The 16,459-nt window shown below is 32.4% G+C and carries 13 protein-coding genes and 1 pseudogene; 2 read left to right on the forward strand and 12 right to left on the reverse strand.

What is annotated here, in order from left to right:
* Positions 1–22: 22 nt before the first annotated feature.
* On the reverse strand, positions 23–1,414 hold the full coding sequence (locus tag BUB70_RS06280; protein WP_073119460.1) for a sugar porter family MFS transporter: 1,392 nt from the start codon (positions 1,412–1,414) through the stop codon (positions 23–25).
* A 164-nt stretch (positions 1,415–1,578) separates the two neighbouring features.
* Between BUB70_RS06280 and BUB70_RS06285 the strand changes: the two genes are divergently transcribed.
* Positions 1,579–2,457 carry an AraC family transcriptional regulator gene (locus tag BUB70_RS06285; RefSeq protein ID WP_073119462.1) on the forward strand — a complete coding sequence of 293 codons (879 nt, stop codon included), beginning with the start codon at positions 1,579–1,581 and terminating at the stop codon, positions 2,455–2,457.
* 32 nt (positions 2,458–2,489) lie between these two features.
* Here the strand turns inward: BUB70_RS06285 and BUB70_RS06290 are convergent, their stop codons facing one another.
* From BUB70_RS06290 to BUB70_RS06310, 6 genes and pseudogenes are all read right to left on the reverse strand, one after another.
* Positions 2,490–3,902, reverse strand: coding sequence for a family 43 glycosylhydrolase (locus BUB70_RS06290; protein WP_073119464.1), 1,413 nt, complete (start codon positions 3,900–3,902; stop codon positions 2,490–2,492).
* A gap of 136 nt (positions 3,903–4,038) precedes the next feature.
* Positions 4,039–4,590, reverse strand: coding sequence for a cysteine hydrolase family protein (locus BUB70_RS06295; RefSeq protein WP_073119466.1), 552 nt, complete (start codon positions 4,588–4,590; stop codon positions 4,039–4,041).
* 66 nt (positions 4,591–4,656) lie between these two features.
* The gene (locus BUB70_RS06300) at positions 4,657–5,529 is read right to left on the reverse strand and encodes an AraC family transcriptional regulator (RefSeq protein ID WP_084730201.1); all 873 of its coding nucleotides are present in this window, start codon (positions 5,527–5,529) and stop codon (positions 4,657–4,659) included.
* A 75-nt stretch (positions 5,530–5,604) separates the two neighbouring features.
* Positions 5,605–5,697 (reverse strand): annotated as a pseudogene (locus BUB70_RS14240) (DsbA family oxidoreductase); the annotation flags it as partial.
* 134 nt (positions 5,698–5,831) lie between these two features.
* Positions 5,832–6,218, reverse strand: a complete 387-nt coding sequence (locus BUB70_RS06305; protein WP_073119825.1) for a nuclear transport factor 2 family protein — start codon at positions 6,216–6,218, stop codon at positions 5,832–5,834.
* Between the two features lie 60 nt (positions 6,219–6,278).
* A complete protein-coding gene (locus tag BUB70_RS06310) occupies positions 6,279–7,178 on the reverse strand; it encodes an SDR family oxidoreductase (RefSeq protein ID WP_073119471.1) in 900 nt (299 codons plus the stop codon).
* Positions 7,179–7,339: 161 nt separating this feature from the next.
* Between BUB70_RS06310 and BUB70_RS06315 the strand changes: the two genes are divergently transcribed.
* Positions 7,340–7,672 carry a winged helix-turn-helix transcriptional regulator gene (locus BUB70_RS06315; RefSeq protein WP_073119473.1) on the forward strand — a complete coding sequence of 111 codons (333 nt, stop codon included), beginning with the start codon at positions 7,340–7,342 and terminating at the stop codon, positions 7,670–7,672.
* 248 nt (positions 7,673–7,920) lie between these two features.
* Here the strand turns inward: BUB70_RS06315 and BUB70_RS06320 are convergent, their stop codons facing one another.
* The 5 genes from BUB70_RS06320 to BUB70_RS06340 form a co-directional block, all read right to left on the reverse strand.
* Positions 7,921–9,654: an alpha-L-fucosidase gene (locus tag BUB70_RS06320; protein WP_073119476.1), complete on the reverse strand. Its 1,734-nt coding sequence runs from the start codon at positions 9,652–9,654 to the stop codon at positions 7,921–7,923.
* Positions 9,655–9,665: 11 nt separating this feature from the next.
* On the reverse strand, positions 9,666–9,998 hold the full coding sequence (locus BUB70_RS06325; protein WP_308691359.1) for an L-rhamnose mutarotase: 333 nt from the start codon (positions 9,996–9,998) through the stop codon (positions 9,666–9,668).
* A gap of 94 nt (positions 9,999–10,092) precedes the next feature.
* Positions 10,093–12,036, reverse strand: coding sequence for a glycoside hydrolase family 97 protein (locus BUB70_RS06330; protein WP_073119479.1), 1,944 nt, complete (start codon positions 12,034–12,036; stop codon positions 10,093–10,095).
* A 5-nt stretch (positions 12,037–12,041) separates the two neighbouring features.
* The gene (locus BUB70_RS06335) at positions 12,042–14,666 is read right to left on the reverse strand and encodes a glycoside hydrolase family 31 protein (RefSeq protein ID WP_143155255.1); all 2,625 of its coding nucleotides are present in this window, start codon (positions 14,664–14,666) and stop codon (positions 12,042–12,044) included.
* 118 nt (positions 14,667–14,784) lie between these two features.
* The gene (locus tag BUB70_RS06340; protein WP_073119483.1) at positions 14,785–16,431 is read right to left on the reverse strand and encodes a RagB/SusD family nutrient uptake outer membrane protein; all 1,647 of its coding nucleotides are present in this window, start codon (positions 16,429–16,431) and stop codon (positions 14,785–14,787) included.
* Between the last annotated feature and the right edge of the window lie 28 nt (positions 16,432–16,459).

Genomic DNA, 16,459 nt, shown 5'->3' on the forward strand with positions numbered 1-16,459 from the left:
TTTAAAACTATATTCAATTGTATTATTTAACCAACTCTTGTTCTATTTCTTCTAAACTTTTTCCTTTGGTTTCTGGGAGTTTTTTGCTAATAAATAAAAATCCAAACAAACAGATTATTGCATATACCCAAAAAGTACCCGCTGCACCAAAACCTTTATTTAAAAGGGGGAAAGTATAAGTAAGTGCAAAACAAGCAATCCATAAAGAAAAGGTAGCAACAGCCATAGCGGCTCCTCTTATTCTATTTGGAAATATTTCTGATAAAATCACCCAGGTAATAGGGGCTAAAGACATGGCATAAACACCAATACCAATCACAACTAAAGACAATACAGCAATTCCTTTTAACTCAAAATAAAAGGCACTTCCCAAAAGAAGATAAGTAACTGCCAAACCTAGAGAACCTAACAACATTAATTTTTTACGTCCCCATTTGTCAACCGTAAACATCGCAACCAAAGTAAATAGCAAGTTTACACTTCCTGTAATCACAATATTGAATAACGTATCACTTACACCATAACCGGCAGCAGTAAAAATTTCATCAGCATAATTAAAAATAATATTGATACCACACCATTGTTGAAAAATAGCTAATACAATTCCTACCACTAACACCATTCGATACTTAGGCTGAAACAAAGCTTTAAAATCAACCTTTTCTGTAACGTTATTTAAAGTAGCTTGTATGTTTTCTATTTCCATTTTAGCATATATCTCTCCTCCTATTTTAACTAAAGTAGGATATGCTTTTTCTTTTTTCTCCACTTTCATTAACCAACGTGGACTTTCTGGAACAAAAAAGGTAAAAATAAAAAAGGCAATGGCTGGAACTAATTCTGCCCAAAACATCCATCTCCAACCTGTAGTTCCGTTCCATGAAGCTTTAATAAACTCATCTGTGGCATCTACAGGAACCACATCAGCTATGATAATATTAACTACTTGAGCAGCTAATATTCCAATCACAATGGTCATTTGATTTAAAGAAACAAATCTCCCTCTAAATTCTGATGGAGAAACTTCGGCAATATACATAGGGGATAAGGCTGATGCCAACCCTATTCCTAAACCACCAACAACTCTATAGATAATAAAAATTTCATACGATTCTGAAATACCTGTTCCAAATGCTGAAATGGTAAATAATAAAGCCGCCAATAACAAAGGACGTTTTCTTCCAAACTTATCACTAATAACTCCAGAAATAACAGCTCCTAAAATACAGCCTATCAAAGCAGAACTCATGGCCCAAGCTTGTAGATTGGCTGAATTGGCTATATCAAAAAAACGTTCATAAAAGGGTTTCGCTCCACCAATCACCACCCAGTCATAACCAAAAAGTAATCCTCCCATGGCAGACACCATAGAAATAGACAAAATATAACTTTTGTTAAATTTTATATTTTTCATAAAATTTTTATTGATTTATTCAGTATTTCACAAAAAGAAAACTGATTTATTACAAATACACACAAATATACTTTTAGTATTAGAGATAAAAAATGGAGGATAGTTGTAAATTAATGGATTATATTACGATTATACTTTATTTTAGCTAAAAAAAGAACATTATCATGAACAATATAACGACTCCGAAAATTAAAGAAGGGTTTATAGGACAATCAATTATTGTCTTAACGAATCATGTTAAAAATAAAGTAGCAAAACATCCTTTCTACAACAACTTATTTGCCAATGCAATTGGGTATTTTCCTTCTGCAAAACACCATAATAGGGTTAGAAAAAACGGAGTAGATGAGTATATATTTATTTACTGTATAGAAGGTAAAGGCTGGATAAAAATAAACAACCAAACCATTATACTAACCGCAAATACAGGATACATGATTCCTAAAAACACAAAGCACCAATACGGAAGTGACGAAACCAATGCTTGGAGTATTTATTGGATTCATTTTACAGGAAGTTATGCTCCAACATTTTATCATCGTTTTACAGAAAATAAAGAAGTAGCCACTAATATTCCTTTTGATGAAAATAGAATTAAAACTTTACATAAAATTATTCAACTACTAGAGCATGATTTAGAAGATGAAAAAATAGAATTGGCTCATTTTAAATTGATTAGTTTTTTAACTAATCTTTGCTACAAAAACACCTTAGATTATAATGTTCAAGATAGAATAGCGCTTTCCATTATTTATATGAAAAATCATATCAAACAAAATTTTAGCATTGTTGAATTAGCGAATCAAACATCGCTATCAGTCTCTCGATATACTGAACTTTTTAAGCTAAAAACAGGAAGTACTCCTATTCAATATTTTATTAGATTAAAAATTGAAAAATCTTGTGAGTATCTAAATTTCACCAATTATAGTATCAAGGAAATATGTCAAGAAGTTGGCATTTCTGATCCTTATTATTTTTCTAGAGTTTTTAAAAAACAAATGGGCATGTCTCCAATGCAATACAAAAAAACGTATTGTTAAATACAAGAAAATTTACTTTTTATTTCTCTCTATTACTTTTTAATTATTATCTTATCTACAGACACAAAATCATCTGTACCACCAAATTTAGTTCCATTCTTTGTGTACCAATTTCCATGAGCTCCAACAACACTAACTACTAATTTATAGTTGCCTTTTGTTAAAACAGGACTTAAATATTTTAAAGAACTTTCTGGATATTTACAATACATTTCAATAATATTGGTCTGTATTGTTTTCCCTTTTTCGTCTTGAATATCAACTTTAGCATAGCCTCCATTAGGGCGAGAAACTCCATAAACCCCTATTTGAGTGCCTTTAAAATTTATGGAAAATGAGGCGTTTTTATCATTGGCACAACTGTCAGAAAATTCATCTTTAGTCTGAGTCCAATTTCCTGTATAATTAATTTCTTTTGTATTGGTATTGTCTATTATTTTACCCTTTATTTTTTTAGTTGACCACTCTCCTGTTTCTGTATTTATCTGCCAACTTTGTTTAAAATCGGGAAGATAAATAGAGTCCTTAGTAACTGTTAGTGGTTGCCAAACATATGTAGCGGCAGAGTTTTGACGAGGAAAAGACCAACGATCTCCCATATAAATAAAAGAGGTTTGCTTAGATCCTTGAACAGGGAGTACAAAAGTACATTGAGAATTCCATGTTAGCGAACCTTTAGGTGCAAAATGACCATGTGATTTCCACGGTCCTTTTAAAGATGTGGCTGTAAAATAATAATTATCATTTCTTTCCCAAGAAGTTAAACTAGAGCCTAACCAAAAATAAACCCCTTCATTTTTAAAAATAATAGGAGATTCACATTGACCTGTCATGTTTTTAACTACTTGTGATGTTACGCTTTTATAGTCATCATTCAGTTTATACAAATTCCCTGAATGTGTAACAATGTATCCACTACCATCGGTATCTTGAAAAATACCCATATCCCATTTTTTTATTGGCTTCCCATCAAATAAAACAGGGCCTTGAAAAGTATAAGTTCCATTAATGGTTTTACTCGTTGCATAGCCTACACACTGATCTTTATATTTTAAATTATCAGTATGTAAAAACATAACATACTCTCCCGTTTTAGGACATTTTAACACCTTAGGACGTTCTCCAATTCTTTTAGGACCTAATCTTCCTGAATCTTGAACAGGAAGCACCATTTTTTCAAAAGTCCAATTATACAGATCTTTTGAAGAATAACAACTAATTCCATTAAAATCAATACTGTCATCACTTTTAAATTCTCCAAAAAGATAATAAACATCTTTTTCTTTGGTAACTCCTGCTCCGTGAGCACTAACAGTATTACCATAATTATCAAACCAAGGAATCCCTGAATAAACAGCATCTATTTTTTGGGCCTGAGCGTATGAAATAATACTTATCATCATCAAAGCAATAGAAATGTATCTTTTTAATCTGTTATTTATCATAATAATTTTAAAAATTTTTATTTGTTTTCAATGTATAAATTTAAAACAAATAAAACTCAGGATTGAATTCAATCCTGAGTTTTATTTAAACTTACACTATTTGTTAAATGCTACTTATTTTATTTTTGACTTAATCTTAAGCAAGTAGATAATCCTTTGTGTTTTTTACATCGGCAGAGAAAAAATCTAACGCAGCTAAAATGGCGTGATGCACATCATCCGCTTTTACTGTTATTCCGTTAATTTCCAAATCTCTTGATGCGCAAGTATCTCCAATTACCGTAACATTAAAACCAAAATCAAATGCGGCTCTTGTCGTTGCATCTACACACATATGGGTCATCATTCCCGTAATAACCACTTCGGTCACATCATTTTCTTGTAAATAATCTAAAAGCCCTGTGTCTCTAAAACTATTTGGATAATATTTTTTAAATACTTTTTCACCGTCAAGTGGTTTAACGTTTTTATGAATTTCTGCTCCTTTTGTACCTTCAACAAAAATGGGCATGGCCTCAGGATTAGCTGATAAGTGCTGTATGTGGGCTATTGGTAAATCATTTTCTCTAAAATGACTTAGCACTTTTCTGGCATTTATACTAGCTTCCACAGGATTTATCAAAGGAAGTCCTCCATTTTCAAAATATTCATTTTGGATGTCTATAATAATCAATGCTTGTTTGCTCATAATGATATACGTTTTTGTTATGCTACAAAATTAACATACATCTAAATTTCATCTTATACCAAATCATTAAGAAATGATACCATTTTGATAATCATCTAAAAATTCTGATGTGGTCATTCCTGTTTGGCTTTTAAAAAAACGCATTAAATGATTTGGTTCTGAAAAATTGAGTTTATCAGCAATTTGTGCAACGGTCATTTCAGAATAAATAAGATAATCCTTAATTTCTATCAACAATCGTTGTTTCAACAAATGTGTAGATGTTACATTAAACTGTTCCTTAACAGATTTGTTTAATGTTATACGACTAATACCCAAAAGTTCTGTATAATCACTAATTCTTTGTTTTTTTTCGATATGAGTCTCTATAAGTTGTTTAAACTGAAATCCATAATTATTTTCATGCTTGGTAATTGATAATTGATGTTTCTCACTATATTGTCTGTTTAGTTTCTGTAAAAGATAATAAATGAGCGAGCGAATAATATGAACACTATCTAATCTAGTTTTTAGTAATTCTGTCTTAATCTCTGACAATAACATACAATAACGCTCTAAGCTTTCATTTTTAACATCCATTTGCAATGGAAACTCTAACTGATAGAAATATGATAATCGATACGTAAACAATTTATCTGAGAAAAAATCATTTAAAAATTCTTCTCTGAATACTAAGAGTGTAAAATCTAAATGTTCAGCATTAAGATTCCATTGACGTTTCTGAAAAGGAGAAATAAATACAATACTATTATCTTTTATTTTTATTTTTTTGTAATTCAGAGTTAGCTGACCACTACCTTTCTTGATAAAAACGATTTCAAAATAATCTGTATTAAACAACCTCTGACTAAGATATGCCTCCCCGACTTCTTCCGAAGAAAGTACATTGAGTAAAAAGTCCACTCCACATTCTGTTTTATTAAATTTTATTGTTTTCAATGTAATTCGTATTTAATTAATAAAACTAAAATCATCTATTTTCAATTTTACAATTTCAAAAATAATGTCTTTTTATTTATAGACTTTATTTTTCAAAGCCGTTTCAAAATTTCGTTTCCCAATGTAACAGAACGGATACATAACATCACTCCAAACTTCTACTTTTATTTATTAAAAATATTTTATGATTGCGATTGTTATTGTTATTTACCTTACAACCTAAGAGTCCTTAATATGCAAAAAAAAACGAGAATGGCCAAGCAATAAAAGCTAACTATTCTCGTTTTATATAGGCTCTTATATTAATCCCAAAACTCATCTTCAGCAGATTGGTCTTCGGAAAACAGCCAAACTTGGACTATTTTACCGTCTAAAACTTCAAACAAATCAACACCGTTCATATCCACCGTTTTATCACCTATTTTCCCAGTAAAATGAACAGGGAAAGACACTAAATTTCCATTAACCATCATCGCTCCTGTAGGCTCTATAACTAAAGTGCCTTGTGTTGCACCCATCATATCACCTAACATTTTACCTATAGCTTCAAGTCCTGTTTTTGTACCAGCAAACTGATGACTTCCTGGTTGATGCCATTTTGCTTCTGGACTAAAATGTGAAAATGTGGTAGGAATATCTCCCTGTGAAAGAGCTATTGAATAAGCTGTTACTACTTCTATTGCTGTCATATTATTTGTTTTTAAATTATTAATAAAATTTTGAGTAAGTCTCATTAGATTTACAATGACTTATCCCTTAAAAAAATATTCCCTATTTTCTCTTGCCCATTCTGCTAACGATGTCATTTGAACAGGAAGCTTCTCCAAAACTTCGTTCATTTGAGCATTAAACTTAGGAGGGTATTCTGTTGCATTCTGTAAACTTTCGTAGTACGCTGCAACGCTTGAAGCTCCTGCTTCTCCTACCATTGGTTTTAGTATATCACCAAATTCTTGAGGCTTCTGAGGATAATAGGCTATTTCTTCCTTCACACCTTGTGAAAATTGTTCAGCCAAATCATTTCCTCTTAAATTGTCTAGACCACTGATTTTGAAAGCATCTGATTTTAACGCTACATTGTAAATAGCTTCTACCACAAAGGCACTTACATCTCTAGAAGCAATCCAACCTATTGGCATTGCTTCTGGTGTAGGGTAAGCAAGTTTTTTTTCATTTGTTATAAATGGTGCACAAAAAGGACCCATCATATTTTCCATATAAATAGTTGGTTGGATAATCACGTAATCCATTCCACTGTTTTTCAAATATTCGTAAACATCTAATTTCACATCATCTACAGGTGACCCAATTTTTTGCGACTCTAACCAGCCACTTGTATTCCAAACAATTTTATTGACTTCATTTGCTTTGGCTGCATCAATTACATTTTTAGCATATTGCAATCCGTCAAATGGATTTGGTAATGAAACTGGTATCATAAAGGCAATTGCATCAACGCCTTTGGTGATTTCAAGCATCTTATCCGCATCATTCATATTAGCCAAAATTGGTGTTGCTCCTGCCTGAGCCAATTTTTCAAAACTATTTTCTGAGCTGGTAGCAGCGATTACTTCTGCATCCTTTTTCTTTGCTTCTCCTATTATACTAAATTGTTGTGAGCCTGTAGCTCCGAATACTAAAATTTTCATTTGTTTGATTTTTAAATTATTTAAAAAAAAGATATCTACTTGATAAATTTTCTTTGTTTTTTTGACTAAAACTTGTACAAAGCTACAAAAGCACTTACTTTTGCACAAGTACCCACCTCTTTGTTAGGTACCTACAAAATGGTTAGAATTAATAAATAACAATGGAAAAAAAAACAAAAATAAATTCACCTTGTGATGAAAGGTGTCCTGTAAGAGCCTCATTATCTCTATTAAGTGGAAAATGGACATTGATGATACTATTTCAAATAAACAACGGTGTGATGCGGTATGGTGAATTAAAAAGAGCTGTTACTGGTATCAGCGAAAAAATGTTGATTCAAGAATTGAATATGCTAGTTGAAAATAAATTGGTTAGTAAAAAAGTCTATCCACAAATACCACCTAAAGTAGAGTATCGTTTGACTGAATTAGGATTAAAAACCTTGCCAATTGTAGATCAATTAGCACAATTTGGATTGGAAAATTTAGTATAGAAAGACTTGTCTTTTAATCTAATTAAAAAACTCACTAAAATTAGTGAGTTTTTGTTTTTTAAATTATATGAGGCATCTTATACGTATCTGCAATCAATTTTGTTGAATGTAATATTCCTTCGCTAGAATGACCTAATTTTGATTCCAACGATCTAATTTGATATGATTAATTGATTTCAATATATCACAATATTCTAAAAAACCATAATTAAAATTACCAAAACAAACATCCTAATTAAAATTGGTTGTTATTCTATTTCAAAAACAACAGCTGTAGCAAATGGCATATCCTTAGGACAAGTTATTAATAAACCATCAGCCGTTTCTTTCCATTTTAACTTTCCTTTGTAACCCAGCAACTTAACTGTTTTAACTTTTTTACCGTAATGCTTTGCATCTGCAGCAAGAGACTTAATTTTTATTTGAGTATTCGGGGCTGGTACATTCATACAAAAAGCATACAGTTTGTTGTTTTTACCAACTGTAAATCGGATATCCTGAGCATCAAACTTAAATTCAGCTTGTTTTTGACCCAATTTTCCGCCAGGAAGCATTTTTAATTTTCCATTAATCATCTCGCCTTCGGCTGGAATGACCCAGGCATGACTTCCATATACTCCTTCTCCATTAATTCGCATCCAATTCCCTACTTCTTTCAACATTTTTTGACTTTCTTCGTTAATTGAACCGTCCGGCAATAAAGAAATACATATTGCTGCATTTCCATCCCGTGCTATAGCTTCAATGATATAACGAATCATCATACCTGAATCATAGGTAAAATCTGGAGCATAAAACCAATCGCCTACAGGAGCTTCAGCAATCCATGGCTGGTCTTTTTTAATATTTGCAGGAACTCCAAACTCTTCTGTATTTACGGTACCATTAGTATTATGACGAAATTTAACAATACTAAAAGTATTTACTTTACCACGACGTTGTAAACTACGATTATAAAAATCAGCCATAACACTTTGCATCGCATTAGATTTTAGTCCCGTTCCTGTTCCATCGCCTGTAAATGGTCCTTGAACAGTACCATCAGTATAAATAAAATCAGGATCGTAATGTTTAACAACATCCATCATTCTTAAAGCCCAATTTTTTGCGTACCATTTAGCATATCCTATATGATTACTAAATATTCCTGCCGGTGGCGGTGACCAATTAGTATGTGCTTTTTCATCTACCCCTTTATACGCTCTTAAATCGATCCCATAAAGCATTTTCGGATCGTATCCTTCCCACCATTTTCCTTTTCCATCGGCAAGCGTAAGATGTCCATCATAAGGAATTCCTTTTTTACTTCCTTCTTTATCACTTCCAAATGCTGTTTGCCACCACCACCATGTATACTCATGATGAAAAGTGACTCCGTATCGCATTCCGTTTGCTTTACAAGCTTTTGCCCATTCCCCAATCAAATCTCTTTTAGGTCCAATATTTACAGAGTTCCATGGTTGATATTCAGAATTCCACAAATCATAATTATCATGATGTACCCCTTGAATCATTAAAAAACGAGCCCCAGCATCCTGATAAATTTTTGTGAGTTTCTCCGGATCTAGCTTTGTAGGATTCCAATCACGTAATACTTCTTTATATCCTGCTTCAGAAGGATGACCGTATTTTTTAATATGATTTTTATAGGCTAATTTATCTGATTTATAAAGGTTACGTGCGTACCAATCGCCACTTTCTCCAGCAGCTTGAGGTCCAAAATGAACCCAGATTCCAAACTTTGCTTCACGAAGCCAAGCAGGTTCTCCAGGGTAATTTTTCTCTATCGATTCCCAAGTGGGGTTAAAAGGCCCTTCTGCAATAGGAATTTTTAAATCAACCTCTTGAAATGTTTCCGAATTCCCCATGGGAACACTATTAATAGGTAATGAATTTGGTACTTCTGGAATTGGATTTTTTCCTTGAGCATAAACGCTGAACTGAAGTAAGGATAAAAACGTGAATAAAATTTTTGTTCTCATATTTTATTTTTTTAGTATTTATTTTTAATAAGTTTATTATAATTTATATATCTGTTCCATCGGTAACCATTTTTCACCATCCTTGTGGCTCCCGGGGGTGCTTGTTGGAATTGCCACATTAATTTCTCCCATTCCTGAACTTTTGGATTGGCCGCGTCCATCATCTGTTTGCGTTCTGAACTATAACTTTCGTCTACTTCCATAATCATAAACAATCTGTTGGCTAGAATGTAAATTTCCATATCTATAATACCCGAATCTTTGATACTTTTAGTAATTTCAGACCAAGAACTTCCCTGAGAATGATACTGTTTATATAGTTCTATTAGCTCTGGATCATCCACTAAATCACAAGCGTAACATATTTTTTTTTGAGTTCATAAACTAAATTTTAATAAAGAATAAATAGGTCTTTTTCGGTCTGGAATTTATTTGAATTTATTTTTCTACAACAGCTACAAATCCTCCCCTTGGAAGACATTCCACATTCAAAAGGTCTCCTTTTTTTACTTTTATAACTTCAACAGCAAATGATTTATCATTTTCCCCGTCTTTAATAAGTTTTAATTTAAAATTCCCTGTACCTAGAAAATCAAAGTTTATTTTTAATGTTTGTATTTCTTCATTACCATTAAGTCCTCCTAAATACCATTGATTTCCTTTTTTTCGAGCGATAATAACTTTCTCTCCCGGATAACCATCTAAAAGTTTGGTTTCATCCCAACTTACAGGAACATTTTTTAAAAATTCTTTAGGTTCTGAAGGTAAACTTTTATAGCCTTCTGGCCTATCGGCAAAATGCTGAAAACCTGACTCAAAAACTACTGATAATGCCAATTCATGAGCATAAGAAGTACTATGCAGATGTTGCGAATTGGTAAAAGTTACCGGAGTATAATCCATCGAACCAACTACATTTCTAGTAAAAGGAAGTGTTGTATTGTGAGCCGCAGCTTTATCTGTAAGAACAGTATTATTATTATACCATTCTGCACCATAAACAGCTTCGGTAGTCATCAAATTTGGATAAGTGCGAGCCCAACCACGCGGCACTGTTGCGCCATGAAAATTTACCATGATCTTATATTTTGCAGCATCTTTTAAAATAGCAATACAATATTTCATCATATCCTGCTGGTCACCGGCAAAAAAATCAACTTTAATACCATAGATTCCCATTTTATTAAGCCATGCAAATTCTTTAGCTCTTTTTTCAGGAGTTAATAAACGGTCATTAGGAGTTGGCTCAAGCCAAGATGTGCCCGAATTATACCAAATCATAGGTTTAATACCTTTACTTTTAGCATAATTTACCACATCAATTATATTCCCACCGTTGCTCATAACATCCCATTCCCAATCAATGAGCACATAGGGCCACTTCATTTCTACGGCTAAATCGATATACTCAACAACTTTTTGATAATCTTTAGATCCATGATTATAAGCCCAATAAATCCAAGAAACCGCACCAGGTTTTATCCAATTTATTTCTTCTACTTTATTAGGTTCACTCACGTCAGTGATTAAAGTCGATTCGACTACATCGGACAATCCACCAATAATTAATGTATGCCATTGAGAATTCCAAGGCAGAGTAGTTTTGACTCCAGTTTGCTTAAAAGTATCTCTTGGCGAAGCATATCTTACTTTGTATTGATTTGGATTTTTAGAATTATTTAATTTTGAAGCACAATTATTTCCTGAAATATTTGCCTCAGAAATCAATACCCAAATAGGATTATTATTTATTTTGAACAAAGCTGGAAATCCCCATTCTTGTTTATTATTTTTATTATCATTACTTTTTCCTGTATCTGAAAACGGGTAAAAACCTTCATAAGAATCCGTATATGTTTGTAACCAACGATTGGTAGTTGATGGAAAAACATAAGTGGTGCTTTCGTCAATAACATTTACTAATGAATTGCTTTTATTGGTAAATTCATAACGAAATGCTACTCCATCATTATAAACCCTAAAAACGATATTCAGAGGTTCATTATTCGAGTTTATACATTTAAAAACTTTTTCAGTTCCTAAATTATCACACCATTTTCGCTTACCGGAAATCATTTCGTATTTCTGGTTTACCTCCTTGGATTTAGATTCGCTAATTAATTTCAAATTATCCGTAAATTGCTGGTCGTCTCTTAAAATACCCAAAGGAGAATTTGGTATTATTTCAATATATTTCGATTTGTTTTTATACAAAATTTTAAAATATACCTGACCAAAAGAATTTTTATCAGATTCTTTCTTCGAAACAATTGCCTTAATATTTTTATTTGGTGAGACAATTTCTTGAGCATTTATTGTAAATGTAGTTGAAATAACGAGACCGAATATTAAATAGATGTATTTCATTGATCTTACTTTCATGTTTTTTATTTTCTTGGAACAGCAATACTACTTCCATTGTATTGTACCGAAATATTGGTTTTTCCGTTTTCGATACCAAAGCCATTTGACTCATCTACCCAAACAATATTAAATACACGGTTTTTAATTAATCCATTAAAATTTCCACCTTTGCGTTTACCAATTGTCAGGGTTTGTTTTTGTTCATTCCATTCAAAAGGGATAAAAGAAAAAGCACCTTTCTCATAGTTATAATTTGTTCCTTCATCTTCATAAAGTTCAAATTTGCCATTAGCACCTTTATACACTCTGATTTCAAGTGTATCGGAAGGCTTTTGGTTGGTGTACTGCATTTTTTCGCCTATTGGAATAATTGAACCCGATTTAACATATAAAGGAATGGTTGAAATAGATGCAGCTGTTTCTACTATTTGTCCGCCTTTATATTGTTTTCCTGTCCAAAAGTTAAACCATCCTGATTTGTTTTCAGGTAAGTAAACATCCCATTTATTTATATTCTCCGAAACAACAGGTGCCACAAGAAAAGCAGCTCCAAACATATACTCATATTTTTGCTGAAGTGCTTTTATATCATCTGAAAAATCCATGACCAATGGACGCATCAAGGTTCCATTATTAAAAGTTATGTTGGCTGCTTGCGAATAAATATATGGCATTAAACGGTAACGTAAATTTAAAAATTTTAAAGCTTCTGATTCCACTTTTTTACCAAATCTCCAGAATTCAGTATTTGTTTGGTATCCATGCACTCTTTGTAAGGGTGAGAAAGTAGCTAACTGAAACCACCTTAAAAAACGTTCGTGAAATTTAACATCAGTGTATTGATTTTTACCAGGACGAAAAAATCCTCCTGCATCGAAAGTCCACCAGGGTAGTCCTGTTATAGAATAATTTAATCCGGCTGTTAGTTGTCTTTGTAAAGTCCCCCAATCATTACCTACATCTCCTGTCCATACCGCAGCAGCATAACGTTGTTGACCTGAGAATCCGCTTCTAGTTAGAATAAAAACTCTTTTATCAGGAGCATCTTTTCGAGAACCCTCATATACTGTTTTTGTTACATACATTGGATAAACATTTCGCATTTGCTCTCCTGGAATTGTTCCGTTATTTATTTTTCTGCCTACTAAATCATCATTTTCAGGTTCTGTAGCATCTTGCCACCAAGCATCTATTTCGTATGGCTTTAATAACTTTTCACTAAAATTCTTCCAATAATAATCTGCAGCTTCAGGATTGAAAAAATCTACCCATTGGGTATTTGGTATATAATAATTTTTCTTATTAAATTCTTTCCCCAATACACTTTCTTTATCTATTTTGGACCAAACAGAAAGCATCAATCGCATATTCATTTGGTGTAACTCTTTTACCATTGCTGACGGATCGGGATACATCTGTTCATCAAACTTCATTGAATTCCAACCATATTTACCCCAATATTGCCAATCTTGAACAATTAAATCCATTGGTAATTTTTTATCTCTAAATGTTTTGGCATTTTTCAATAAATCATTTTGTGTAGTAAAACGTTCACGGCAATGAATATAACCTAATGCCCAAATAGGCATAAGAGGAGCTTGCCCTGTTAAATTACGGTAACTTGAAATAACTTCATCTGCATCTCCTGCAAAAACAACATAATCCAACTTATTAGCTACTGGAGACCTAAAAACTGTTTCATTGGCAACTTTTCTATAATATACTACAGGCTTGTCATTTTTTTCTCCGGTAACTACAATGTTATGTTTTCCTGCTGTTAGTCTAACAAATGTACTGGTTGTTGGTGGTAACCAATGATTCTTAAAGTTAAACACCTCTTTACCATCAATTTTTAACTCCCATTTTCTAGCCATTTTTTGACCAACATCTAACAAAATAGCATATTCATCATTCTCTTTAATAGTAAAACTTCCAGTAAACACACCATCTTGTCGGGTTTCCTTTTGTGTACCATTGGTAGTGGTAACATCAATGCTAATAGACTCTCCTCTTATCCCAGATGATTTTAAATTAACAACAGAATCTGCTGGATTAAAATCAGTAAGACCATAATTGTGCCATAGCAAACCATAGCCTTTACTTGACATAATAAATGGAATAGCAATTTGTGTATTTACCTGAGTTAATCTTCTAGGCAGTCCTTTAATATTCAAATGTCCATCTTGAAACTGACCAGTACCAAAGATATATTCTTCAGGTAATGTACTAAAACCTTGTTCTACAATATAACATGACTCACCTTGTACTGAACTTGGCTTAAGAATACGTCCTTTGGGTTTTTCGCTTAAAAAAACGTTTCCTTTGGAATTTCGATAAGACAATGTTCCACTTTTTTTATCTACTACCACAGTCATTTTTGACATAGCAATTTCAATTCCTGAATTGGATTCCGAAACCTTAAAGTCAGGCAGGTTAACTTTTGAAGTAAAAACTAATTCAGGAATTTGACTTTTCATTTCCAAAGCATATTGAACTCTTACGGTATTTTCGGCTAGAGGACTCAAATGTAGTTCTCCTTTTTCAAGAGTTATAACTACTTTATCGTTATGTTTTTTATACCCCTTAACCACTTGTCCAATAGAAAATATTGGAGTAAGTAAGACAAATAGAATTGTTATTTGCTTCATTTTTTTCATTTAATCTTTATCTAGAATTCTAAAAAAAAGCCACTTATACTATGATATTTTTTTATATTACTACTTAAAAAAATCATTTCCTGTTTTTTAAGCAGGAAATGAAAAATAATTAATTAGGATATCCAGTATTTTGAGTCAATTTAGTATTGACATTTCTTTCTGCCTGAGGAATAGGCCATAATTCATTTACTCCTTCAACAAAATTTCTTTTTTGATACATCAAATAGCCATCTTCATCAACATCAAAAGCAGTGTAATTAGCAGGATCATTTGTTAATTTCATACCTGTAAACTGACGATTCAATTTCTCGGCAGCAACTCCCCATCTTAGAATATCATAGTAATGAAGTCCTTCAAAAGCAAACTCTACCTCGCGCTCCATTCTAATTTTATTTCGTAATTCGGTTGGATTTGTTGTTGTTATTGCTGGCATATTAACATCTGCTCTTGATCTCACTTTATTAATTGTTTCATCTAATAATGCCTGATTTATAGCTTCACCTGCTTCTAATTTAGACTCTAAATAACTCAATAACACTTCAGCATAACGAATAATACTCCAATTTCCTCCATAATTCATTAGATTCCCACCTGTAAATGAAGGATCCATGAATTTATTAATACAATAGCCACTCCAGTTGTATCTGGTAAACCTATCAGGAGAATTACTATCTGGTCTGCTTACAAATGTTTTTCCTTGAAACACCGTTCTGTCCGAAATCATAATGGTATAATCTAACCTGGGATCTCTATTGTTATATGGATTTGCAGGATCAAATAAAGGAGATTCATCGATGCTTAAACCATCTGTACATTCATATTGTTTTACTAATTCATTGTAAGGAGAAAACTGATGCCAACCACCATAAGCCTCTGGATAAAGATACTGAGGTAGAACATGTCCATACACATCTTCCTGGTACTGAGTGGTAAGAATAAATTCTTTATTTATTTCATTATTAGCATTAAACATCGTTTCAAAACTAGCATTTAAAGTGTAAGCCTCACTATCTATAATTTTTTTATAAGTAATAGCTGCTGGACCCCATTTTTTATTAGCCATTTGAACACGCCCTAAAATTGCTAATGCTGCTCCTGAGGTAATACGCCCATCTTCAGTTGTTGGTCTTGTTGATGGTAAATTGAGAGCACTTTCTTCTAATTCTGCTTCAACAAAATCCATGATTTCTGTTTTAGAAGTACGTGGTATGTTATTAGCCTCATCAACTGTTAAAACTTTTGTAGTAAACGGTACATCTGAAAAGAAAAAAGCTAAATTAAAGTATTGATATGCTCTTATCGTTCTAATCTCACTTTTCATTATTGCCTTAGTATTTTCATCCATTACAATATCATCAATATGAAATAGGAAATTATTACAAGCTGTAATTTTTCTATAAGAGTTGTCCCAATAGGCTTCTACAGTCCCATTAGTTGGATCTAACGTTCCATCTGTAAAACGATCCGGAATCAATTCTTTTTCAGAACCAAGACCTGCCATAAAATCAAGATAAATAATTCCTCTGGCAGTCCAAAAATCTTCTCCATTCCATGCTCCTCCATTGTTGTAACAACCTGCCAACGCTAGTTTTGCATCAGATTCTGATTTCCAAAAAGTAGCATCAGAAACTTTATCAAGCGGGTTTTTATCAAAGAAATCATCCGAACAGGCACTATTTGAGACAACAAGTACAAATAGGCAAAACTTTAGAGCCACGCTTCTAATGTTTCGATATTTTTTAATAGTAGTAATCATAATTTTATATTTTTTAACAAATTAGTAT

Origin of the sequence: Wenyingzhuangia marina, from assembly GCF_900130035.1 — a bacterium.
Lineage (GTDB): Bacteria > Bacteroidota > Bacteroidia > Flavobacteriales > Flavobacteriaceae > Wenyingzhuangia > Wenyingzhuangia marina.